Raw genomic sequence first — 23,082 nt, forward strand, 5'->3', positions numbered from 1 at the left:
TAATATAAACAGTATGCAGTTTCAAGGGCAAATTTTAAAGATGACGAGCTTCAATGATCAACCTATTCAATATTATCTTAATCTTGCAGGGGATCTTATCCACATGAATGAATTGTTTGGAAAGGAATTAACGATAAAACACGTAGGATTTCAATGTGTTAATTGTGGCGAAAGTAAACCGATCTACAGAATGGGATTTTGTAAGAACTGTTTCTTTGAAAGTCCTTATGCCAGTGATACAATTATCCGTCCTGAGCTTTCCACAGCGCATTTAGGCGTTGCTGAACGTGATCTGGAAGTGGAAAAACAAATTCAGCTGCAGCCCCACACGGTCTATCTTGCCTATACCGGTGATGTAAAGGTTGGAGTGACGAGAAATACCCAAATCCCAACAAGATGGATTGATCAGGGAGCCACTTTCGCCCTTCCTATTGCCAGAACTGAAAACCGTTACGAAGCCGGAATGATAGAAGTTGCCCTAAAAGAACATCTTCCTGATAAAACAAACTGGAAAAAAATGCTTCAGGATGATTTTGAGGGTGAAATGGATCTTGCCGATTTCCAGCAGAAGATCAGACAATATTTTCCTGAAGATTTTCAGAAGTTCTACAGTGAAGGAGAAAGTCTGTGGAAATTCGATTATCCTTTTGAGAAACCTGCAAAAGTAAACTCTTTTACCTTAGATAAAAAACCTGAATTTACCGGAAAACTTACAGGTATTAAAGGGCAGTATCTCAGTTTTGCCGGTGGAGATTTTATGAATGTAAGAGGTCATGAAGGCTATGTAATTGAATTGGATGTGAAAAATTAATACTATATTTAAAGTAAGATTTTCACATGAATGAAAAAATGGGTTAAAAACTTACTGATAAGTCTCGGTGTTTTGCTGGTAATTTTCCTGCTGGCAAACTTCGGGTTAAATTTTTGGCTCAAAACCCGTCTTCCCGATTATATTAAAAATAATACCGATTATAAAGTTTCTTATAAAACACTGGATGTAGACCTTGGCTCGGGAAATATATTCGTGTCAGGAATAACGGTAAACAGTAAAAACCCTCAGAATACTGATGTTATTGGTCTTCAGGGAACAATTGACACCTTGAAAATCAGTCGTTTCGGAATTTATGATGCTGTTTTTAATAAAAGAATCAGTTCATCAGATCTTTTGCTGGCAAAACCTAATTTAAATATAAGTCTCGCAAAGCCTGTCGACCGGAAAACCGGGAAAAAACGAAATCCTGTTCTGTTTGAAAATATAAGGATCAATAAAGGGACAATTAATGTGTTCAAACATACCAGACAGAAATTTTTGTCTGTTCAGGAGCTTGATCTTTTCGTAGAAAATCTCCAGATGACTGAAGAGTCCGTAGAAGATAAGCTTCCGGTGGTTTTTGACAAGTACGACATTAAAGGAAAGAATTTTTTCTTCCGCCCGGATAATGTATATGCTATTACAATCAGTACGATTAGTACAAAAGACGGACAGATGTCGGTCGGGAATTTTCGCCTGATTCCCCTTGTGAATTTTAATCAGTTTAAAAGATTTTATCCTCAAAAAACAAAACTTTTCGAATTTTCCATTCCTAAAATGGATTTTAAAGACATTGTTTTAGAAAAAAATAAAATTTCACTGACCAATGCAGATTTCCAAAATCCTGTTCTTACTGTCTATAATACCGGTATAAAACCTAAAAAGACAGAGAAAAAGATGAATTTTGAGGTGAATCTGGAAGATATAAAGCTCAATAATGCTGCAGTAATCATCAATAAGCCGGACGGAAGCCGGTTGCTTTCTGCGAAAACATTAAATATAAAAGTCAGTCAGCTGAAATTTGATAAAGTGACTGCAGCAGAGGTAATTCCTGTAGGATATAAAGATTTTCATTTTTCAGGAAAAGATATACAATATTCCAATCACCGGAATTTAAAGGTTGGGAATTTTGCATTAAATCCTAAAAGTGGTGAAGTCCATAACCTGGCGGTGTCCCCCGGAAGTGCCACAGAGGGAAATGGTTCGATGGATCTGAAAACCGACCATATTGCATTTAACATCAATAAGTTTGAATTTATTGATAAAAAGCTTAATCTGGATCTCAAAGATGTCCTTGTTGAAAATATAAAGGGAACCATCAAAGCGAGAGAAAATAAAGTAAAAAGAAATTCCCGCCCAAGAATTGTACAGTCAGTAATAATCAGGAAAATGACAGTTAAAAATTCTGATATTGTGTATGATAAAGGAACACAGCCACTGGCTTTTCATGATCTTAATGCAACTGTTAATGCCATTGAAATAGAAAGGAAGCCTGATAATCAGGGACTCTCCTTTAAAGTTAAAGACTATTTTCTGACCACCAGGAATTTTGCCTATAAAACCAAGTTTTATAATTTAAGTGCCGGACTTTTAAAACTGAATAAAAATAAAATTCAGGTTAATAATTTTGCGATGAAACCTCTTGTTTCGAGAGCTCAGTTTATCAGGATGATCCCTGTTGAACGTGACCTTTATGACATTAAAGTTGCACAGATAACGGCAGATGGAACATGGGATCTGTTTTCGGATAATAAATCAATTAATGCATCGAATATTGCCGTTCTCGCTGCAGACGCCAATATTTTCAGAAGCAAAATCCCGAATGATGATCCTAAAGTGAAACCTCTATATTCCAGGCTGCTCCGTTCTATAAAAATTCCGATGACGGTTAATAATCTTGACCTGAAAAACTCTGTTCTGGTCTACGAAGAAGATACTCCGGAAAGTGCAGGACCGGGAAAACTAACGTTCAGTCATTTTAATATGAACGTTAAAAACCTGAATTCAGCAAAAACAAAAGGAAAACCGACAAAAGTTGATATCAAGATCGATTGTTCGTTTATGAATCTGGCTCCGCTTTCTGTGAACTGGAATTTTGATGTGGCAGATCAGAATGACCGGTTTTCAATTTCCGGGAAAACCTCCAATCTTCCTGCAGGTGGGATCAATCCGTTTATCAGGCCTTACCTTCATGTGACGGCTACCTCGGGAACAATTCAGGAAATGCTGTTTAATTTTAAAGGAAACCCTGCGGGGCTCATCGGAACATTTAACCTGAGACATAAAGAATTGAAAATTGCTGTTCTGAATAAGAATAATCATGAGAAAAAGGGAGTTCTGACAGCTGTTGCCAATCTTTTTATCAGATCTGATTCCGGAAGGTTTCCGGAAGCTGTTGCTGTGGAGAATGTTGAGCGGGATCCTACAAAATCATTTTTCAATCTTTTCTGGAAAGGAATAGAGCAGGGGCTGAAAAAAACATTGATAGGTAAAAATGTCGATAAAACTGAGAAGACCGTAAAAAGTGCTGTTTCCTCGGTAAAAGATGTAAAACAAACCGTAAAAGAGCTGAAACAGGACATCAAAGCGAAGAAGGAAGAGCCTAAACCACAAGAAGAGAAAAAGGAAAAGAAAGGCTTCCTGAAAAATGTCTTTAAGAAAAAAGAAAAGCCCGAAACTGAATAGCTCCGGGATATATCTTGAAAATTTATCTTGATTTCTGAATATTAAAAGTTGAATTCATCACTTTCCTGAACGGGAATGTCTCTTAGGAATTCATCAAATTTTTCACCCGGATAATTGCTGTCTGCCCCGTAAGAGTCTATAATCATGCCTCGGTTTCCGGCATTGTCCTTTACCACATACAAAACAGCATTGTCATCCGGATTGCTGTCACCTTCAAAGCGATAAGTTTTTAAAATGGTCAACTCGGAGGGCTGATATACTTTTTCTGAATTTTCAAACTTCATTTCACAAGCTGCATTCATTCTGAATTCTCTCTGTATTCCTCTTTCTGAAAGTGTATTCATGACTTGGCTCAACGTTGTCATCCTGTCCATGTTTTCTGAATTATCCATAATATTATTTTTTTAGAAGTACTACAATAATTAAACCATTGATTGGGTAAATTTAAATAAAAAGACAATTACATCTTTCATTGAAATAAAGCTTAATGTTAACAAAATTTATAATTCAAAAAAATAAAATAGGTATACTTTTTGCAATAGCTACGTTAATAAATCGGACAAAATATGAAAAGAGAAGTTGGAGTTTTACTGGCAGGGGGAGTTGGTCTTTTGGCAGTATTAAGCTTAATTGGAATAAAAAAGATATTGACTAAAAAAGATAAAAAATATAGTGATACTTACTCAGATTATCACAGACATTTTGATGGAAAAACCCACGAAGATGAATATCATGGAGTGGAATTTTATGCACTGAAGTAGTAAAAAAATATATTTTAATTATGTTGAAATCCGGTTCCTTTGAAGGGACCGGATTTTTTGTGGATAACTTAGTGTTAAAACTTATTATTTTATAAAAAAACCATTCTAATTTTACATTGTAATGCAGAACGAAAATTTCATAAAAGGACAGGGTGCACAGCGAAACGTGGTCAATCGTTTCGACAGGTATACCTATGAGCCGGATGATGAAGATCTCGAGACTGTAAAGACCTCTTTTACGGAAGTTTTCCCTAAAACCATTGTAAATCAGGTGAAAAGTGAGGATCTTCCCATGGAATATTCCATGAATCCGTATCAGGGCTGCGAGCATGGATGTTCCTATTGTTTTGCAAGACCGACCCATGAATATTGGGGCTACAGTGCAGGAATTGATTTTGAAAGAAAGATCATGGTGAAGAAAAATGCTCCCGAATTATTGGAGAAATTTTTTCAGAAAAGAGGCTATAAACCCGCACCTATTCTTCTATCCGGAAATACCGACTGCTATCAGCCTGCAGAAAGACAGTTTGAGATCACCAGAAAACTGCTTCAGGTGTGTCTGGATTACAGACATCCTGTCAATGTTCTGACGAAAAATGCACTGGTTTTGAGGGATCTGGATATTTTAAAACCTATGGCAGAGCAGAATCTGGTTTCCGTTTCACTAAGTATTCCTACCATTAATGAGGATCTCAGGCGGAAAATGGAACCTAGAACAAGTTCAGCGCCCAATAAACTGAAAGCTGTAGAAATTCTTACAGAAAACAAGATTCCTGTGCATGTAATGGTTGCGCCGATCATTCCAGGACTGAACAGTGATGAGCCGCTTACTATTTTAAAAGCCATTTCCGATGCCGGAGCTTTAAGTTTCGGTTATACGCTGGTAAGGCTGAATGATACGGTAGAACCTGTTTTTGTAAAATGGATCGAGACTAGTTTCCCGGACAGGGCACAAAAGGTTTTAAATCTTATCCGTTCCATGCGTGGCGGAAAACTGGGTGACAAAAGGTATTTTGAAAGACAGAGGGGAGAGGGGAATATTGCAGAAATGATCCATAATACATTTAAAATTGGAAGAAAGAAATATTTTGAAGGAAGAGAATTTCCCAAGCTTTCTACAACAAACTTTACCGGAGCTAAAGATCAGCAGTTGAGATTGTTCGATTAACGACAGCTTTTACCGAAACAAGCTTTAGCTTAAAATAAAAAAACAAAAAACCGCTCAAAAAGGAGCGGTTTTTCTTATTCGTTGCGATTTTCAATCTTACATAGTATTATCCGGACACTTGAAATCATCGCTGCAGGTTGCACAAACTACAGTGCCATTGCAGTAATACATACAGAATTCAGGTTCCGGCAGTTTAATTCCTCCTGCTCCAGAGATGCTTTTTAGCTGGCTGTTGTTTAGTTTTTTTAAATTTTTCATATTGTTTTAATTAAAAATTTGATAGTAAAGTAAATATAATTAAAATATTTTTAACTAAAATAATATGATAGAATGGAGAAAAAATTTTATTAATCTCTATTAAAAATTAAAAGTCAATAATTAATCTGAAAGTGAGCACGATGTGTGATCACAGTACAACAGATCAATTATTGACTTTTATGTTACTTCTTGATAAGTCCTAATTCAATTAGTCTTTCATGTAAAAACTCTCCAGCAGTTGTATCTTCATACAATTTCGGATTGTTTTCATCTATACAGTTTTCAAGAGCGTTCAGTGACATTTCACTTACCGGATGCATAAAGAATGGAATAGAGTATCTTGAAGTACCCCACAATTCTCTAGGCGGGTTAACCACTCTGTGAATTGTAGATTTCAGTTTGTTGTTGGTATGTCTTGACAACATATCTCCAACGTTGATCATCAATTCATCCGGTTCTGCAATTGCATCAATCCAGTCTCCGTTGTGATTCTGAACCTGAAGGCCTTTTCCTTGAGATCCCATCAATAGAGTAATCAGGTTAATGTCTCCGTGAGCAGCAGCTCTTACTGCATCATCAGGCTCCTGAGTAATTGGCGGATAGTGGATTGGTCTTAAAATAGAGTTTCCTTCAGCAATCTTGTTGTCAAAATAAAACTCATCCAGACCAAGATACAAAGCCAAAGCTCTTAATACATACTGGCCTGTTTTTTCAAGCATTTGGTAGGCTTCTTTACCTACTTCGTTGAATTTTGGAAGCTCATCAACGATTACGTTGTCAGGATACTCGGATTTGTATTTTGAATCATCAGACACATATTGTCCGAAGTGCCAAAATTCTTTTAAATCCCCTTTTTTGAATCCTTTTGCGGTTTCTTTACCGAATCCTACGTAACCTCTCTGGCCGCCGATTCCTGGAATTTCATACTTCTGCTTAGTTTCTACAGGCTGGTCAAAAAAGTTTTTAACCTCTCCGTAGAGTTCATCTACTAATTTGTCATCAAGAAAATGGCCTTTTAAGGCAACAAAACCAATTTCTTCATAAGCTTTTCCGATTTCATTTACAAATTTCTGTTTGCGTTCCGGGTTGTCCGAAAGGAAATCACGCAGGTCTACACTAGGTATTTTATCCATTTTTAGAAATTTACGAATTACAAAATTACATTTTTTTTAAATGAAATGATTCTAAAATAACTATTTATCAGTTAAATTTGCTGTATGAAAAAATATTCTTCTAAAAGAAGTATTCAGATACTTGCCCACCTTCTTCAGCAGTACGGAATTTCAGACATTATCATTTCCCCGGGATCCAGAAATGCGCCCCTGGCAATTCATTTTTCAGAGTTTGATGCTTTTAACTGTTACAGTATTGTAGATGAAAGAAGTGCAGCTTTTGTAGGGATGGGAATGGCCAAAAGTGAGAAGAAGCCGGTAGCAATAACATGTACCAGTGGTTCTGCGGTAGCAAACTATTACCCGGCGGTTACTGAAGCGTTCTATCAGAATGTTCCGCTTTTGATCCTCACTGCCGATCGTCCTACAGATTTTGTAGATATTTTTGACGGACAGACGATCAGGCAGAAGGATATTTTTCATCAGCATTCTTATGGTGATTTCCAGCTTTTGGAAGACAGTAAAGAGAATGCTGAAGACATTAATTTTGATACTATTAAAAAAGCCATTGAGCTTTGTTTTGAAAAACAGGGACCGGTGCATATCAATATTCCTTTGGAAGAACCATTGTATGACCTGGTTTCAGAGCTCCCTTCTTTCCCGACTGTTGAAAAAACGATCAGGCATAAAGAATATGAGCTTCCTTCAAATCTTGTTGCAGACTGGCATACTTCCCAAAGGATCATGATTCTTGTGGGAACCAAAGATTACAGCCCGGAATTGGAAAATCAATTGTCACAGCTGGTAAAAAACCATTCTGTAGTGGTATTGAGCGAAGCTAATTCCAACCTGCATCATGAGAAGTTTTTCAGGCATATCGACCGATATATCTTTAATTTTACAGAAGAAGACTATAAAACTTATGCTCCCGACCTTTTGATTACGGTTGGTCAGAATGTGGTTTCCAAGAAAGTAAAACAGTTCCTGAGAAACGCCCGCCCGAAACAGCACTGGCATCTGGATGAAGTATGGCAGCCGGATACCTATTTCTCTCTTACCGAGAAGATAGAGGTAAAGCCTGAAGTTTTCTTTTCTAAACTTCTTAAATTCATTAATCTTGAGCCCAGACCTTATTTTAATCTTTGGGACGTCTTAAGGGATAAAAAGGATGCTAAACATGAGCAATTTCTGAATAAGGCTGAATTTTCGGATTTTTATTTCTTTAATAAAGCCTCGCAGACCATTCCTGAAAATTATAATATTCATTTCAGTAATTCGTCGGCAATCAGATATGCACAGTTATTTGATTTCGGAAAAAGAAGGATATACTGTAACAGAGGAACAAGCGGAATAGATGGCTCTACTTCTACAGCGATGGGATTTGCTATTAAAAATGCAAACCCAACACTGCTCATTACAGGTGATTTAAGTTTTTTCTATGACATCAATGGGCTTTGGAATCAATATATTCCGCCATTTGTAAGAATCATCATTTTCAATAATGGTGAAGGGAATATTTTTAAAATTATTCCCGGACCCGGAAATGCGAATCCAAATACACTGGATGAATTTATCGCGACAAAACACCGCAAACATGCAGAACATCTGGCAAAACACTTCGGCTTTTCCTACATCAAGGTGGAAGACGAGCCTACACTTGACCGTGTGCTGGAAAACTTCTTCAAGCCGGATTTACAGCCTAAAATACTGGAAGTGAATACGTACGGTAAGAACAGTGCAGATGTACAGAAAGCTTACTTTGAATTCATGAAAGGAAACTAAAGATCAAGATATTCTTCATTCCCCGGCAGATTCGTAATTCTGTCAATCGGATAAATAAACATATCATCAAAGTCATTCAGGGCATTAATCAGCTGAAAATGAGAAAACTGCTTAATGTTCTGGAGGGTGATTTCTGTTTCCTTTATCTTTTTGTGTTTCAGAAGATTTTGTCTCTGTACTCCGTTCAGGAGATAGGTAGCCGGTGTAAACCAGTCCTTGCCTTTAAGGAAAAGAATATTGGAAAAAGAAGTATCTGTGATATGATTATTTTTAACGATAATGATCTCTTCAGCTTTAGACTTCATTTTCATCTTGTCTAATTCCTTGCGGTCTTCAAATTTGAAGGAGTAGTCGAAGCTGTTGTTCTCAACCAGCTGAAAGCTTTGTATCTCAGGAATGGCATAAGGAATCATCATAGTCCGGACCCTTTTATCCAGATCGTAAGAAAGTCTCAGCTTGAAAAGACCGTCTTCATCATGTTCTAGATTTTTGAAGATTTTAGCCAGATCAATAGAGCCTTCTTTCCCGAAATGGGCAAAGGTCTGGTTAACGCGTTTTTGATGGAGTTCCAAAAGAAAAATCTCCTGATCTTCTATTTTTATGCTTTCAATGAATTGGGACATAGATTTTATTTTTCATTTCCTGATATTCGTCTTCTAACTTGCTCATATGGGTTATACCGCCACCGCTTTTGAAGTAAAGCTTTTCGCCTTCTTTTTCAATAAAGCGGATCATCACGCAGCTGTCAAGGCTTTCACCGTCAAACCAGCCGCATACTCCGGTATAATATCCTCTGTCATAGCCTTCTGCATCCAAGATTATTTCCAGCGTTTTAGGCTTTGGAGCTCCCAGAATTGACCCGGCGGGAAGCAGTTTTTTCATCAGGCTGCCTATTTTTCCTGTAAATTCAGGTTTTACTGTCCCTGAAATTTCAGAACTCATGGCAAACAGATCTTTCTGCTGTGTTCTGATGAGGTCTATATGCTGGAACTGGTCAACTTTTACGTCATCTGCCACCATACTTAGATCATTCCGAAGAAGATCCACTACGGTATAATGCTCCGCTTTCTCTTTTTTATCATTCTTCAAAACTTCAGCCGCATTTTCCAATGATGCGTCAATAGTGCCTTTCATTGGATAGGTCAAAATTTTGCCGTCTATAATCTTTACAAAAGTTTCAGGAGAAAAAAATACAAAAAAATCTTTATAAAACACTTTGTACTTCGCAATTGAGTGATAAAAAATTTCTTCAAGGCTTAAATTCGTCTGAATTTCAGTTTTTCTGGTATAATTTACAAGATAAGAATTTCCAAGGTGTATATTTTTCTGAACTTTGTCAAATCCTTCTTTAAAGCTCTCGAGCGTTTCCGGAAATGGTTTCCATTCAATTTTTTTATTGAGTTTGTGTTTCTGTTTTAAGTTTGAAAATGTTTGAAAATCAATTAATAAGCCTGATTTTTCAATTTCATTTTCTCTATAAACCTCCACATTCTCCGAAAGGAAATCGATCATGAAAAAGTATGGAACCTTCCGGAGAGAAAGTTCGTCCATTTCCATAAATTTTTGATGATTCATTGAAAACATTCCGCAAAAGTACTTATTGATGATTACTTTTGCATAAAATTTTTTTGATGCAGAGCAAATATCCTCAGAAACCGGGAATAGATTTTATATTGAAGCAGGCTTTTTTCTATTGGAACAAGACTCTTTTCTTTCAACTTATATTTTCAATCTTTTATTTTGGAATTTTTTTCACCGTAATTTTTTTCTTTGACGGGAGGTATGGGATTTTAGACCAGTATGCAGAGGCTGCGAAATATGCAAAAGATGGTGTGGAAGCTTATTCTGCACAGCTTATGAAAATGCAGGCTGATCCCGGATTCCAATATTTTTCCTGGGCTATTATCGGGACTTCCATTTTTCTTTATCCCCTTAATATTGGATTTTACCAGATTTACAGGAAAATTGACCTGAATGAGAAACTGGAATTAGGCGATCTTCTTGTTGGGTACAACGGTTTTAATTTTTTCAAATATATAGGGTATTATATTTTCTGGTCGTTTATCTATCTTTATACATTTCAGACCATTATCCTGGCCGTTGTATGGGTATTTGTTACGATATTTGTAGCTCCGCTGATGTTTTTTACAAACAAGAGAATCTTTGAAGCCATTTCATTAAGTCTTCAGGCGCTGAGAAAGTACTTTCTGGAAATCCTGGTATGTGTTATTGTTGCAATTTTCTTTAAGTTTGTTGGGTTTGCACTGTTTTTTATAGGCGGTCTGTTTACATTTCCTTTTTGGAATGCAATGATTTACTCAATGTATAAAACAATTTTCTCAGAAAAAGCTAAATTTTAAATAGGTTTAATGTGTTTTTATGCCAAAAAAAGTTAATTTTGGTAAAACCATTAAAATATTAAACTATGTCAGAATTCAACGAATTTGACCAGCAGGGATCCGTTCCAAACAGAGATACAGGATCTATTATTTCGCATTCTTTTGAGATGTATAAAGGCGTTTTTCTTTACGGAATCGTAGCCATGATTATTTACATGATTGGAGGTTTCATAATTCAGTCTGTGAGTGGATTCAATTCTACATCTATGATGGAGGAGATGAGAGAGGCAGGTGGAGATTATTCAAGTTTCAGCTACTGGAATGCTCCTGGATTTTCACTATATCTTTCATTATCAGGTCTTTTGGGGATTTTACTTGCCCCATTATATGTAGGTCTGATTTATATTGTTAATAAATTTAATACCAAGAACCAGATAGAGTTTGCTGATCTGTTCATCGGATACAAACAGAATTTTGTGAATATCCTGATCTACAGTCTTCTTTCGGGAATTATCTCAACTGTTGCTATGGCACTGTGTTTCTTCCCTGTTATTTTTGTTTATCCTTTCCTTTTGATAGGGTATCCAATTCTTTTATTTGAAAATGCATCAGCTACTGAAGCTTTAGGGAAATCTTTCAATATTGCAAAAGAAAATTACGGGACATTTCTTGGTACAACAGTATTAGGAGCATTGATCTCAATTGCCGGAGTTGTTCTGTGCGGGATAGGTGTAATTTTGACGGCACCTTTTATGATGATTGTAATGTACTCTGCTTACTGTGCTTTTTTAGGAAAGCCAAGACAAATCGAGTTTAAAAAATAAATAACGAGACAAAAACTGCATGAATAAGGATAAACAGATAAGCAATGTTGCAATAAAACAGGTTGCTCTGCTGGCCATAATTCTGGTGCTGACCGGGTTGATCTGTTTTAATCTTTCGTTGTTTATACCGTCTGTGCTTGGGGCGGTCACTATTTATGTGGTCTGCAGAAGATATAATTTTTACCTGCAGGAAGAAAAGAAATGGAAGTCCTGGCTCTCATCACTTGTACTGATGCTGGCCAGTCTCATTATCCTTATTCTTCCGATTTATTTTATTGCCGATCTTCTGATTGATAAGTTGGGGAATGCACAGGTTTATATGGCTAAATTCAATGTATTTCTGGATAAAATACATTCCTATATATTTTCAAAAACAGGCTTTGATATTCTCAGCAAAGAGAATATGGATAAAGTAAAGAGCTCTGCAGGGAAATTTTCCACTTCGGCACTCAGCGGGACATTTAATACACTTACTGTGGTGATGTCCATGTATTTTATTCTTTATTTTATGCTGGACAGACCAAGGCTGTTTGAGAAAATCCTCAGCTCTTCCGCTCCTTTGAAGAGGGCCAATATCTCTTTGATCGGCGATAAGCTGAGAAAACTGATTATGGCCAATGCTATAGGAATTCCTGTTGTAGCATTAGGACAGGGGATTGTAGGACTTGTAGGGTACTTTATTTTTGGAGCTCCCAGTCCGGTACTTCTCTTTGCCTTAACGGCTGCTGCTTCTATGATTCCGGTTGTTGGGGCGGCAATTGTCTATATTCCGGTGTGTATATTTATGATTGCAGAAGGGAATACAGGTCAGGGACTTGGTTTAGCTGTCTATTGTGTAGTGGTAGTCGGGCTTACAGATAATCTTCTTCGTTTTACACTTTTAAAGAAATTAGAAAATATTCATCCGCTGAACACCGTTTTCGGAATTATTATGGGGATGAATTTATTCGGCTTTATGGGATTGATTTTCGGGCCAATTCTTATTTCGTTTACTTTACTTCTGATTCAGGTGTATAGAAATGAATTTTCAGATGAAGATACGCCGCCTGATCTTAAATTGCCGGATACAGATGATGATCAGGAAGGAAAAGTTAATTTAATTGTATAAAGATGGAAGGGGTAAATTCAGAAATATTAAAGGAGATCTGCATCGTAAAGATGCCGTTCGGAAAATATGAAGGAATAGTACTTGCTGATCTTCCGGTAAGCTATCTTGAATGGTTCAACAGGAAAGGAATGCCTAAAGGTAAATTGGGGATGCAGCTTGCAACAATCTATGAAATAAAACTGAACGGACTAATGGATTTGCTTATCCCAATAAGAAATGGGGTAAATCAGGAAAAGCCCCAAAATAAAACATATAAATTTTAATATCAATTTACGAGATTAAAATTACGATTAAAGGCCTCTGAAATTTAATTTCAGAGGCCTTTAATTTTTATTTTTTAATCATTATTTTTCTCGTTTCTTTCCTGCTGTTTTCAAAAAGGATCTCTACAAAATAAATTCCCTGCGCTAGACTTTCCAGATGAAACTGGTGCTTTGCCGATGCAATGTTTTCCGAATAAACATTTTTCCCGCTCATATCACTAATAGTTATTGAAGAAATTTTTCCACTTTTTGAACTGATTGTGAAATTACCATTGGACGGGTTGGGATAAAGTTTATTTTCAGAGATGTTTCCGGCATTTTGAACAGCAAGTGTGGCTACAGGTGCGAGCTTAATTGCTTCCACTTTATTTTCATCTATATTTTCACCTGTGAATAAATATCCTTTATCGGGCGTTTGGGTAAGCTCACCACGGCGGAGAGTGTATGCCGGATCGGGATTTTGCCAGTCCCATAAGATATCTCCGTTCATGTTTAATCCTTTGATGAAGCTTCCACCGCTCCCAAAAACAATCTGCCCGTTATCGGATTTGATGATATTCATATCATTCCAGAAGCCGGGATATGGATTATAGTCATTCTGCCAGTGTAAAGTTCCGTTGGAATAAAACTTGGTGATCTCTACTCCGTGGCTGATATTTTTTGTCTGAATATAAATTAAAGCACAGCCGTTATCTGCAGTGTCGGTAATTCTTACATACGGATAGTCGTGGGAAGCTCCCTCAAAAGCATTTTCCCACAGGATAGTTCCCGTAGAAGAAAGTTTAACGGCCCATGTAGCATAAGTACTGTTTACATTTCCTCCGTTGCTTACATCTCCGTCTGTTGACTGGGTTCTTCCTGAAAGATAGAAATTGCCTTCAGCATTTAATGCCATATCATCTAAAAAGTCCAGATCACTGCCTCCCAGTGTCTTTCGCCATTGTTCATTTCCGTTGGCGTCGGTTTTCAGGATAAAAAAGTCAAGATCATCAATGCCATTGGATATTTCTCCGCCTAAAAGAAAACCACTGTCCTGTGTGGCAATAACCTTGGTAAAGTAGATAAAATCCCATCCTGCTGAAACGGGATAGTTTTTGGTCCACAGCGTATTTCCATTCTCATCAACTTTTATCATTCTTCCCTGTTTTGCAAAAGAATCGTTGTTGCCTGTCGGAATTATTTCTCCTGCCAGTACATAACCTCCGGCTGTAGATTGTATATCATATAGTTTTGTGGCGTGCTCTGTATTGGTCTGTACGAATTCCCTATTCCATAATAATGTTCCTCCTAAAGTTGTTTTTGATAGGATCCCGTATTGTTGCTGATTGGGAAAATATTCGTCATAATTTTGTGTAAAAAAGAACCCGTTTCCGGAAGCATTTCCGTGAATATGCATTGACATATTAGTGAGGTTTAAACTTGAGTAAGATTCCTGCCATTCAATTCCGGAAACCTGGGCTTTGGCCGTTTGTAGAAATAATAATCCTGCTGTAACTAATAGTTTTCTCTTCATAATTGATGTTTTGGTATTATTTGTAATATTAAATTGGTTAGAATTAATGATCTGATTTCTTAGTTGCAAATTTGCAGATCGGATATTGATGAAACTATTTTTATTTATTACAGAATAACTACTGCTGCATCCGTAAATAACTACAAAGCGACTACAATTTTGGTAAAATATACTACTCAAAATGCCTGAGTGTTTACAAGAATTAGATTGTTCAAAAGTACCAAGCTTTCAAGATGAGAGTTTTTAAAAAAAGAAAATCGTAATGCATCTGTAGTACATTACGATTTTTTAGCTGGCAGAAATATGATATTACTGTCCGGAATTATTTTATGATTAACTTATTCCTTCAATGCAGCAATTTCATCTCTAAGCTTGGCAGCTTTAATAAAATCAAGGTTTTTCGCAGCTGCTTCCATTTCTTTCTGCTTCTGCCCGATAATTTTTTCAATATCTTCACCTCCATAGCTGGCTTTTGTTTCTGCTGCCTTCTGGAGAATTTCTTTTTGGGTGTATTTTGGATCAGGGAAGTCTTTGCTTCTTCCCACAAGATTTTCTGAGATCTTTTTATTTAACGCCTGAGGAACAAGTCCGTTTGCTTCATTATGCTGTATCTGCTTATTACGGCGGTATTCTGTTTCATCCAAAGCTGCCTGCATGGATTTTGTGATCTTATCGGCATACATGATCGCTTTTCCGTTTACATTCCTTGCCGCACGGCCTACAGTCTGTATCATTGATCTTCTGCTCCTTAACATGCCCTCTTTATCAGCATCCAGAATAGCTACAAGGGAAACTTCAGGAAGGTCAAGCCCTTCTCTTAACAGGTTGACTCCAATCAATACATCAAAAAGTCCCAAACGCAGATCCTGCATGATCTGGATACGTTCCAGAGTCTCTACATCAGAATGAATATATCTTGTCCTGATCCCGAATTTCATAAAATATTTGGTAAGTTCCTCAGCCATTTTCTTCGTTAAGGTAGTGACTAGAACCCTTTCATCAGCATCAGCTCTTTTTTGAATTTCTTCCATTAAATCATCAATCTGATTTAAACTTGGTCTTACCTCAATAACAGGATCCAGAAGGCCTGTCGGGCGGATGATCTGCTCAATATAGGCACCTCCTGTTTTCTCCAGTTCATAATCTGCAGGAGTTGCAGAAACATAGATCACCTGATTTTGCATGGATTCAAACTCTTCAAATTTAAGCGGTCTGTTGTCCATAGCAGCCGGAAGTCTGAAACCGTATTCCACCAAAGATTCTTTTCTGCTGCGGTCACCACCGTACATCGCATGAACCTGGGGAACGGTAACATGGCTTTCGTCTATAACCATTAAAAAGTCTTTAGGAAAATAGTCAATAAGGCAGAACGGCCTTGTGCCGGGAAGTCTTCCGTCAAGATACCTTGAATAATTCTCAATCCCTGAGCAATAGCCCAGCTCCTTAATCATTTCAAGATCAAGTTCCGTTCTTTCCTGTAATCTTTTTGCTTCAAGAGGCTTTTCGATAGAGTTGAAAAAATCTACCTGTTTTACCATATCATCCTGAATGCTTCTGATGGCTCCGTTCAAAGTTTCTTTTGACGTTACGAAAAGATTGGCAGGATAGATCTGAATCTGGTCAAAATTCGATTCCACATTTCCACTTACAGGATCAAAACTCTGGATCTTTTCAATCTCATCTCCAAAAAACTGAATTCTCACGGCATTGTCAGCGTAAGCCGGAAAAACATCAATTACATCGCCTTTTACACGGAATGTACCTCTTTGGAAGTCTCCCAATGTTCTGGAATATAATGCATTAACTAAAGAATGAAGAAGTGCTGTTCGCGTTACTTTTTCCCCGATAGCTAATGTAATAAGGGACTTATGGAATTCTGACGGGTTTCCGATACCATAGATGCAGGAAACAGAAGCTACAATTAAGACATCTCTTCTTCCTGAAAGAAGGCTGGCTGTTGCAGAAAGACGAAGTTTTTCCACTTCTTCATTGATGCTCAGATCTTTCTCAATATAAGTTCCGGTGGTTGCAATATATGCTTCCGGCTGATAATAGTCGTAATAGCTGACAAAATATTCAACAGCGTTATCCGGGAAGAATTCCTTGAACTCCATGAATAACTGTGCAGCCAGAGTTTTGTTATGAGCAAGAACCAAAGTTGGCCTCTGTACATTCTGTACAACATTTGCCACGGTAAACGTTTTCCCGGAACCTGTCACTCCAAGAAGGGTCTGGTATTTTTCACCGATCTCAATGCCTTCAGTGAGCTTCTCGATCGCTTGCGGCTGGTCGCCTGTAGGTTTATATTCTGATTGAAGATTAAAATTCATAGGAAATGATGTATACAACAAAAATACGAAAGAAATTTTTAGCCTTCATAAAGTATTTGAAGATGAATATTTTGAAGGTAAATTTTTCATTAGTTTAAAGTATACCAATAAAAAAGCGCTAAACTTTTAGCGCTTGTTACTGATCCTACTGAAAACTCATCGTGGCTGGAAGTTTATATACACTTGCAATTGCTTTTCCATCCTTTGTGGCAGGTTTCCAGTCTGCTTCAGAGCTGGCTGCCTTGGTGGTTCTCATAAGTTCATTGTTGAAGGCTTCATTATCCCCTGAAGTTGTTACCTTTGTCGTTTTTCCGGTTTCATCTATATAAATATATGCGGTCGAGCTGATAACTCCTTTACTGGGCCCAAGCAGGCTGGTATTAAATGCAGTCACTACTTTTTTTCGCAATGCATCCGTTCCGCCGGGATACTCTGCTTCGGTAATATTCTTATCAGGGTTTATATTGACATTTGTGTTATTACCTTCATTACCTGCTGTTTTAGCTGCTTTCTTTGGTGAAATAGTATCTGTGGCAGCTTTTATACTTTCCTTTTTGAATCCCATTGCTGTACTGGGTTTTTCCTTGCTTATTTTTTCGAAATAATCATGGGTCATCAGAGTAACCTGATAGGGTTGCGGATTTTGGGCTGTTCTTGCATTTTTACTGACACCACTGATTAAAATACTTGAAAAATCAGAAGGTTTGTAGTTTTTCAAGATGCTGTTTTCCACCTTTTTTGAATCAATCCACACGGCATATTTACTTTTATCTAAGTATAAGTTTAATTCATTTTCGGTAGGAATTCGTTTTTTGAAATCCGGGGTATTAAAGAAAGTGATTTTTTGTTCACTTCTCTGGGTATCCGTTAGCAGTGAATAGAGCTCTTCAAGTCTTTGCTTATCACTTTCTGAAACCTTTTTAGAGAATTCAGCATATTTTTTATTGTCTAAAAGATCAGCGTACTTGCTTAAAATATCTTTGAATTCCTGATACGGATCCTGCGTAGATAATATGTTCGCTGTTGTACCGGTGACTTTTTGTATATCCTTCGAAATTTCAGGACTGGTTGCATAGGTTTTCTCTGCAAATAAAACTGCAGCAGCAATGAGAGCTGTAATGCCGGCTGCTTTTTTCAGCACAATGAATTTGGATTTTTTTGCTGTCATCATAATAAATCGTTTTTTGGTGTTGTTAAAATTAAATGAATGGGTAAGCGCCATATTTTGGCTGCTTACGATCTCCTCAAGGATTAAATTCTGGTAATCCTTAATGTCATAGCTGTCTTTTAAAACCGCTTCATCCGCAAGAAATTCATGATTGGTAATGATTGCTTTTTTATAAAACAAAAGAATCGGATTGAACCATGTAAAAATCTTAAGAATATCCATTAAGATAAGATCTATGCTGTGTTTCTGGTCAATATGGTTTTTTTCATGCAGGAATATCCTTGGATCGATCTTGTTGTTTTTTATATAATCTTTGCCTAAATAAATAGTATTCCAGAAGCTGAATGGCGGGAAACTTTCATTGGTAATTATAATATTGTGATTTTGGTAAATCTGCCTTTTCCCCTGTATTTTCCTTACTGCTCTGACAGATAAAATGCTTTTTATCAGGAAGAAAAGAGTAACCAGTCCGTAAACTAGCCACATCATATTCATCCAGTCAAAGCTTTCCTGTACAGGTTGAATAGGAATAATCTGCTGTGCCGTGTCTTCAAAGATAATCCCGGTTTTTTCCTCGGGTTCAGGTGACTGTACTGCAATTGAAATGAAAGGAATCACGTAGCAGAGTACAAGAGAAAAAAGTAAATAAAACCTGTTGAACCGGTACATTTTTTCCTTTTCCAGAAACAGATAGTAAACTGAGATAAATATGGCAGAGCACAGAATTATTTTTAGAATAATAGTGAACATTTTTATTCTTTTATCTGTTGATCTATTATATCGCGGAGTTCTTTCAGCTGCTTCTGACTGAATTTTGCATTGGAAGTAAAAAATGATGCAAACTGCGTCACCGAGCTGTTGAAAAAACGGTCAATCATAGAGGTCATTTCCTCATTGAAATATTCCCCTTTTTCTACCTTTGGGTAGTATTCACGGGAATTTCCATACAATGTATAGCCTACCAGGTCTTTGTTCTGCATTCTTTTCAGCAGGGTGGCAATGGTTGTTGCGGCTGGTTTGGGTTCCGGATAGGAGTCAAGAATATCTTTCATGAAAATACGCTTCTTTTCCCAAAGGATTTCCATAAGACTTTTTTCCGAATCGGTTAATTTTATATCTTTCATTCTACAATATTGTAATTTGTTCTACAAATGTAGAATAAAAAATTATTCCTGCAAATTTTTATGGCACTATTTTTCCATTATTTTTGTTACCACTAATCACAACACTATGAAATTCAATCAACTTAATGTACCGGCACTCAGCATTTTTTTACTTTTATCTTCTTGTAATAAGAACAATGCGAATGCCCAGAAGACAGGAAGCGACGGCAGTGTAGAAACCGAAAAGCCCAATACAGACTATAAGCCTGCTTTTAAAGGGCAAACCAGAATTAAAGCTGTAAAAACTGCAGCGGCTTATAAGGTAGAAGTCATTAACAAAGACCTTGGGCGGCCCTGGGGGATTATTAACCTTCCGGATGGAAAATTTCTTATTACCGATAAAAACGGGCATATGAATGTAGTTTCCGCGGATGGTAAACAGGTTTCTAAAATTGAGGGATTCCCAAAAGTAGATTCAAAGGGACAGGGAGGAATGCTTGATGTGGCCCTTGATCCGGATTTTAAAACGAATAGTATAATCTATTTCAGCTTTTCCGAACCGTTCGGAGAAGGGAATCTTACTTCTGTGGCAAAAGGGAATCTTTCTGCTGATCTTAAAAATATTTCCGGAGTAAAGGTAATTTTCCGTGCCGAACCTTCTTATGATGGAGACAAGCATTATGGAAGCAGATTGGCTTTTGACAAAGACGGAAATTTATTTGTAAGTACCGGCGAAAGATCAGATAAGGTGACCAGGGTTTATGCGCAGAAAACAGATAATTATTTAGGTAAAATATTAAAAATCACCAAAGACGGTAAACCTGCTCCCGGGAATCCATTCATCGGAAAGCAAGGATACAGGCCGGAAATTTATGCCTATGGTGTAAGAAACCCTCAGGGAATGGCAATAGATCCAAACGGAACTCTTTGGGATGTTGAAATGGGACCTAGAGGTGGTGATGAAATCAATCTTATACAATCTGGGAAAAATTATGGCTGGGGAGATGTTACCTATGGAATTGAATACTCCGGGGCTAAAGTAGGAAACGGAATTACACAAAAAGAAGGAACGGAACAGCCCGTTTATTACTGGGATCCTGTAATTTCTCCAAGCGGAATAACTTTTTATACCGGAAATATAGAAGAATGGAAAGGGAATCTCATCATCGGATGCCTGAGCGGCGAGCACATCAACAGGATCGTGATGAAAGATAATAAGGTAGTGGGAGAGGAGCGCCTGCTTGCTGATCAGAAAGAACGATTCAGGGATGTTCTGAACGGGATGGATGGTAACCTGTATGCTGTGACAGACAGTGGAAAACTCTATAAAATCTCTAAAAAATAAAGAGACTGAATCGGTTTGATACAGCCTCTTTCATAAAAAAATAATAATTTAAAATTTAAAGTTTAGTCTTGCAAAAGCCTGTCTTCCTGCAAAGCCCATCTGTACAGGATCGAAGATTCCTCCGGATTCTGTATTTCCGTCTACATGTGCTGTTTGAAGGGTAGGATAACGGTTAAACAGGTTTTTGCTTCCAATGGTCAGGTTGAAGTTTTTTGAAAATTCATAACCAAAAGAAATATCGGTAGTCACTTTTGCTCCATAAAGCTGATAATCGTCTGCACCGCTGTAGCCGATCAGTTTTACTTTGTCAAATCTTACAAGCTGAACATTGGCATTGAACTTATTGATCTTGTAGTTTAGGTTCAGATTAACCTTTGTTTTTGGAGCAGAAGCTAAGATAAATGCTCTTTCTCTTGCACTAAGATAAATGTCTTCTTTTCCTTTCAGTTTTTCTGAAGCATTTACTTTGGTAATTTCCATTTCGTTATAGTTTCCTGCTAACGTGGCGGTAAGTTTTCCTGGGCCAAGGTTATCAGTGTAGCTTAAAATAATATCAACTCCTTTTGTTCTTGTATCTATTGCATTGGAGAAGAACTGGGCCTGATCAATAAAAGGATAATCATCCTGAACTTCCTGTGGCAGATCGTCACGGGAGAAATTACCGGTTAATACAATTCTGTCTTTTACTTTAATATAATACCCGTCTATTGTTGCTGTAAATTTTGCTGTATTAAAAGTAAACCCTGCGCTTCCGTTTAATGAGGTTTCCTGCTTTAACTGGGAAATTCCTGATTTTTCTGCAATATCACTGTCATTGGAAGCGAGTTGGATCGTAACCAGATTCCCTCCCTGAAAGTTTGTAAACTGCAGGCTGTAATATTTCTGCGCTAAAGAAGGTGCTCTGAAACCTGTAGAAACCGAACCCCTGAAAGCAAATTGAGGAGTAATGGCATAGCGGGTTGCAAATTTGCCATTCAATGTACTTCCGAAGTCACTGTAATTTTCAAATCTTCCTGCCACACTAACCATCCAGTTCTTTGTTACATCTAATTCAGTATCAACATATGCGGCAAAATTATTTCTGTTTTTGTTGACTTCCTGTGAATAGCCGGGGAAACCTTGTGATCCCCCGGGTCTGTTGTCACCTGTAAGAGGGTTCGTCACCAATAAATTTGTAGGAGTATCTGCCGTTACAATGTTTCCATTAATATCATACATTGCATAAGAGGCTTCTTCTCCTTTAATGATCTCAAACTGTTCATATCTGAATTCAGACCCGAATGCAACGTTCAGGCCTTCCAGTACTTTAAATTGCTTTGAAGCATTAAACCCTGTCGTGTTCTGTAAAAGAGAATGTCCTCCTGCATTAAAGCTTGTAGGTGATTTTACTCCCAATGTAGCATTAATCGTATTATCTATCTGATAAGTAAATCTATTGCTTCCGAAAGCATTATAAAAATCAACATCCCAATTAGCAACTTTAAACTTCAGACCATTGTCAAAAGTGAAATCTGTAATGCTGGTATCTTCTATAGGATTAAAACCGTTAGGATATATTTCAGGAATATTTCCGTCGGCATCCGGTGTTCTTGTCCATGCATAAGCATCGGTATTACGATAAGAGAACCCTTGGTGGGAATAGAATTTCAGGCCATCTGACAAAGGCAGTTCTATATTTCCGAAGAAATAAACATTCTGAGATTTTGCATCCCCGAACTTCTGTCTCGGAGATGAATATTTTTCCGGATTAGCATTTCTTATAGTGCGGTCTTTATTGACAAATTCAACGGTGAAGTTACCGAAACCACCTTTGTTGCCTATTCTCGTTCCTAAATTTCCACTGAAATCAAAGGTAGTTCCGTCTACTTTATGATCTGAAACCACATCGTTATTTCCCGGACTTTTAAAAAGATTCATACCGTAAAATGCATTGCCCTCAAAACCATGATTGCGGTCATTAAGAATAACATTAATTACTCCGGCTATTGCATCAGAGCCATATTGTGCAGATGCTCCGTCACGAAGAACTTCAATTCTTTTTATAGCCCCGATTGGAATGGTATTCATATCTGATCCGGTATTTCCTCTTCCTTTTGTTCCGAATACATTGATCAGCGAGGACTGATGATACCTTTTTCCATTTAGTAAAAGAAGGGTCTGATCCGGTCCAAGCCCGCGAAGTGTTGCGGGATCTGTTGCATCTGCTCCATCTGATCCGGACTGTTTATTGGAATTAAACGACGGTGCGCTGAACTGAAGAAGCTGGTTCACTTCTATCTGTCCTGTAGACTGGCTTACCTGTTTAATATCAATTACATCAACAGGAACAGGGGTATTGGTTACTGTCCTTTTTTTATTCCGGCTTCCGGTGATTGAAACTTCATCTATTTTTGACTCCTTTGAAATGGTATCATTTGTATTTTGTGAATACAGCATTGATACGGTCCCTAAAAAAAGAACACTCGTGTACTTCAGTCTCATATTTCATATTTAAGTTGTGATTGTATCAAAA

At 37.3% G+C, this 23,082-nt stretch carries 20 protein-coding genes; 10 read left to right on the forward strand and 10 right to left on the reverse strand.

Annotated elements, in window-relative coordinates; translation table 11 throughout:
- The first annotated feature begins 13 nt into the window (after positions 1-13).
- On the forward strand, positions 14-811 hold the full coding sequence (locus ACQWU4_RS10990) for a DUF2797 domain-containing protein (protein WP_429935807.1): 798 nt from the start codon (positions 14-16) through the stop codon (positions 809-811).
- 30 nt (positions 812-841) lie between these two features.
- The gene (locus ACQWU4_RS10995) at positions 842-3,496 is read left to right on the forward strand and encodes a hypothetical protein (protein WP_429935808.1); all 2,655 of its coding nucleotides are present in this window, start codon (positions 842-844) and stop codon (positions 3,494-3,496) included.
- Positions 3,497-3,537: 41 nt separating this feature from the next.
- Here the strand turns inward: ACQWU4_RS10995 and ACQWU4_RS11000 are convergent, their stop codons facing one another.
- On the reverse strand, positions 3,538-3,888 hold the full coding sequence (locus ACQWU4_RS11000; RefSeq protein ID WP_429935809.1) for a hypothetical protein: 351 nt from the start codon (positions 3,886-3,888) through the stop codon (positions 3,538-3,540).
- Positions 3,889-4,062: 174 nt separating this feature from the next.
- Here ACQWU4_RS11000 and ACQWU4_RS11005 point away from each other — a divergent pair, with 174 nt between their 5' ends.
- Together ACQWU4_RS11005 and ACQWU4_RS11010 are read left to right on the forward strand one after the other, a co-directional pair.
- Complete coding sequence (locus ACQWU4_RS11005; protein ID WP_429935810.1) at positions 4,063-4,257, forward strand: hypothetical protein; 195 nt, start codon at positions 4,063-4,065, stop codon at positions 4,255-4,257.
- Positions 4,258-4,378: 121 nt separating this feature from the next.
- Positions 4,379-5,425 carry a PA0069 family radical SAM protein gene (locus ACQWU4_RS11010; protein WP_429935811.1) on the forward strand — a complete coding sequence of 349 codons (1,047 nt, stop codon included), beginning with the start codon at positions 4,379-4,381 and terminating at the stop codon, positions 5,423-5,425.
- Between the two features lie 96 nt (positions 5,426-5,521).
- On the opposite strand, the gene ACQWU4_RS11015 is transcribed toward ACQWU4_RS11010, so the two are convergent.
- Entirely contained in the window at positions 5,522-5,683 is a 162-nt protein-coding gene (locus ACQWU4_RS11015) for a bacteriocin-like protein (protein ID WP_429935812.1), read from the reverse strand.
- Positions 5,684-5,865: 182 nt separating this feature from the next.
- Positions 5,866-6,816, reverse strand: coding sequence for an isopenicillin N synthase family dioxygenase (locus ACQWU4_RS11020; protein ID WP_429935813.1), 951 nt, complete (start codon positions 6,814-6,816; stop codon positions 5,866-5,868).
- A gap of 84 nt (positions 6,817-6,900) precedes the next feature.
- Here ACQWU4_RS11020 and menD point away from each other — a divergent pair, with 84 nt between their 5' ends.
- The gene (gene menD, locus ACQWU4_RS11025; RefSeq protein ID WP_429935814.1) at positions 6,901-8,577 is read left to right on the forward strand and encodes a 2-succinyl-5-enolpyruvyl-6-hydroxy-3-cyclohexene-1-carboxylic-acid synthase; all 1,677 of its coding nucleotides are present in this window, start codon (positions 6,901-6,903) and stop codon (positions 8,575-8,577) included.
- Here menD and ACQWU4_RS11030 read toward each other — a convergent pair.
- Positions 8,574-9,200: an aminotransferase class IV gene (locus ACQWU4_RS11030; protein ID WP_429935815.1), complete on the reverse strand. Its 627-nt coding sequence runs from the start codon at positions 9,198-9,200 to the stop codon at positions 8,574-8,576. The two genes, menD and ACQWU4_RS11030, sit on opposite strands and share 4 nt — an antisense overlap.
- Positions 9,184-10,161 carry an aminodeoxychorismate synthase component I gene (locus tag ACQWU4_RS11035; RefSeq protein WP_429935816.1) on the reverse strand — a complete coding sequence of 326 codons (978 nt, stop codon included), beginning with the start codon at positions 10,159-10,161 and terminating at the stop codon, positions 9,184-9,186. Before ACQWU4_RS11035 ends, ACQWU4_RS11030 begins: the two co-directional genes overlap by 17 nt.
- 47 nt (positions 10,162-10,208) lie before the next feature.
- Between ACQWU4_RS11035 and ACQWU4_RS11040 the strand changes: the two genes are divergently transcribed.
- The 4 genes from ACQWU4_RS11040 to ACQWU4_RS11055 all read left to right on the forward strand — a co-directional run bounded on the left by ACQWU4_RS11040 (position 10,209) and on the right by ACQWU4_RS11055 (position 13,111).
- A complete protein-coding gene (locus ACQWU4_RS11040) occupies positions 10,209-10,937 on the forward strand; it encodes a hypothetical protein (RefSeq protein WP_429935817.1) in 729 nt (242 codons plus the stop codon).
- 65 nt (positions 10,938-11,002) lie between these two features.
- The gene (locus ACQWU4_RS11045) at positions 11,003-11,740 is read left to right on the forward strand and encodes a beta-carotene 15,15'-monooxygenase (protein WP_429935818.1); all 738 of its coding nucleotides are present in this window, start codon (positions 11,003-11,005) and stop codon (positions 11,738-11,740) included.
- Between the two features lie 19 nt (positions 11,741-11,759).
- Positions 11,760-12,848, forward strand: coding sequence for an AI-2E family transporter (locus tag ACQWU4_RS11050; RefSeq protein ID WP_429935819.1), 1,089 nt, complete (start codon positions 11,760-11,762; stop codon positions 12,846-12,848).
- Between the two features lie 2 nt (positions 12,849-12,850).
- Positions 12,851-13,111: a DUF3820 family protein gene (locus ACQWU4_RS11055; RefSeq protein WP_429935820.1), complete on the forward strand. Its 261-nt coding sequence runs from the start codon at positions 12,851-12,853 to the stop codon at positions 13,109-13,111.
- 67 nt (positions 13,112-13,178) lie between these two features.
- Here ACQWU4_RS11055 and ACQWU4_RS11060 read toward each other — a convergent pair whose 3' ends face one another.
- From ACQWU4_RS11060 to ACQWU4_RS11075, 4 genes are all read right to left on the reverse strand, one after another.
- Positions 13,179-14,624 carry a T9SS type A sorting domain-containing protein gene (locus ACQWU4_RS11060; protein ID WP_429935821.1) on the reverse strand — a complete coding sequence of 482 codons (1,446 nt, stop codon included), beginning with the start codon at positions 14,622-14,624 and terminating at the stop codon, positions 13,179-13,181.
- Between the two features lie 338 nt (positions 14,625-14,962).
- Positions 14,963-16,954, reverse strand: coding sequence for an excinuclease ABC subunit UvrB (uvrB, locus tag ACQWU4_RS11065; RefSeq protein ID WP_429935822.1), 1,992 nt, complete (start codon positions 16,952-16,954; stop codon positions 14,963-14,965).
- Positions 16,955-17,099: 145 nt separating this feature from the next.
- Positions 17,100-18,872: a M56 family metallopeptidase gene (locus tag ACQWU4_RS11070; protein ID WP_429935823.1), complete on the reverse strand. Its 1,773-nt coding sequence runs from the start codon at positions 18,870-18,872 to the stop codon at positions 17,100-17,102.
- Between the two features lie 2 nt (positions 18,873-18,874).
- On the reverse strand, positions 18,875-19,246 hold the full coding sequence (locus ACQWU4_RS11075) for a BlaI/MecI/CopY family transcriptional regulator (protein WP_429935824.1): 372 nt from the start codon (positions 19,244-19,246) through the stop codon (positions 18,875-18,877).
- 106 nt (positions 19,247-19,352) lie between these two features.
- Here ACQWU4_RS11075 and ACQWU4_RS11080 point away from each other — a divergent pair, with 106 nt between their 5' ends.
- Positions 19,353-20,570: a PQQ-dependent sugar dehydrogenase gene (locus ACQWU4_RS11080; RefSeq protein WP_429935825.1), complete on the forward strand. Its 1,218-nt coding sequence runs from the start codon at positions 19,353-19,355 to the stop codon at positions 20,568-20,570.
- 48 nt (positions 20,571-20,618) lie between these two features.
- Here ACQWU4_RS11080 and ACQWU4_RS11085 read toward each other — a convergent pair whose 3' ends face one another.
- On the reverse strand, positions 20,619-23,051 hold the full coding sequence (locus ACQWU4_RS11085; RefSeq protein ID WP_429935826.1) for a TonB-dependent receptor plug domain-containing protein: 2,433 nt from the start codon (positions 23,049-23,051) through the stop codon (positions 20,619-20,621).
- Positions 23,052-23,082 lie beyond the last annotated feature (31 nt).

This window comes from Chryseobacterium sp. MIQD13 (genome assembly GCF_050496705.1).
In the GTDB taxonomy this organism is placed as follows: Bacteria; Bacteroidota; Bacteroidia; order Flavobacteriales; family Weeksellaceae; genus Chryseobacterium.